The sequence below is a fragment of the Streptomyces sp. NPDC050263 genome (assembly GCF_040655955.1).
Lineage (GTDB): Bacteria > Actinomycetota > Actinomycetes > Streptomycetales > Streptomycetaceae > Streptomyces.
Genome location: NZ_JBFAKW010000111.1, coordinates 1 through 1165 on the forward strand (window position 1 = coordinate 1; position 1165 = coordinate 1165).

General features: G+C 68.9%; 1 protein-coding gene. It reads left to right on the forward strand.

Going from position 1 to position 1165, the window contains the following annotated elements:
• Positions 1–250 precede the first annotated feature (250 nt).
• The coding region (locus AB0J04_RS34960; RefSeq protein ID WP_363172634.1) for a serine/threonine-protein kinase at positions 251–1165 on the forward strand (915 nt) is incomplete at its 3' end.

Below are 1165 nucleotides of genomic sequence, written 5' to 3' on the forward strand. Positions count from 1 at the left end.
GTACGTCCAGTACGAGGACTTCCGGCCGGCACACCGAGAGCACGCACCGGACGCCGCTCCTTGACGGGCAAACGTTGCCTGCCGCGGCACTAGTCCTCCCGCACACCACGTTGGGGCAGAGACACAGCGTTGCGATCCGGCGGATGAACAGCGTTTCCGCCGACGGCAGTCGTGCACGGGAATCGATGGTCCAAGGGCTACATCCGCGCTCCGACGAGCCGCTTGCATGACGAAAGGAAGAATCGCCCCGATGACCAGTGAGGACACCGTGTCCGAAGAGTCGGGCCGCACGCGTGTGATCGCCGGCCGCTACCACCTGGTGTCGCTCCTCGGTGAAGGCGGCATGGGCACCGTGTGGCGCGCCCACGACAAGGTGTTGCACCGTGAGGTCGCCATCAAGGAGGTCCGGGCGCCTGCCGGGCTGGCCGCGGACGCCGTCGAGCGGATGTACATGCGGCTGGAGCGTGAGGCGTGGGCTGCGGCCCGGGTGTCGCACCGGAACGTGGTGACCATCTACGACGTGGCCATGGAAGAGGGCCGCCCGTGGATTGTCATGGAGCTGGTACGAGGCCAGTCGCTGGCCGACCTGCTCAAGGACGAGGGCCAGCTCACCGCGCAGCGCGCCGCGTCCATCGGTGGTGAGGTGCTCGCCGCGCTCCGCGCCGCCGACGAGGCCGGCGTGCTGCACCGCGACGTCAAGCTGGCCAATGTGCTGATGGCCAAGGACGGCCGGGTGATACTCACCGATTTCGGTATCGCCGTGGTCGAGGGCAGCACAGCGCTCACCATGACCGGTGAAGTCGTCGGATCGCCGGAGTTCCTGGCCCCGGAGCGTGCGTTGGGCAAGCCTGGGGGACTCGCGTCGGACCTGTGGTCGCTCGGCGTGCTGCTGTACGCGGCGGTCGAGGGGAGCTCGCCCTTCCGCCAGAACACACCTCTCAGCACCCTGCGGGCCATCGTGGACTCGGAGTTGCCGCCCCCTCGCCGGGCCGGCATCCTCACCCCGGTCATCGAAGGACTGCTGCTCAAGGATCCGGACCAACGCCTCGGTGCCGAACAGGCGGCGCGGGACCTGCGGTTGGTCAGCGAGGGCGGCACCCTCGACACGGGAACCGTGCGGCAGGCTCCCCACTCACCGACCGTCGTGGCAGAGCCCGAGACCCAG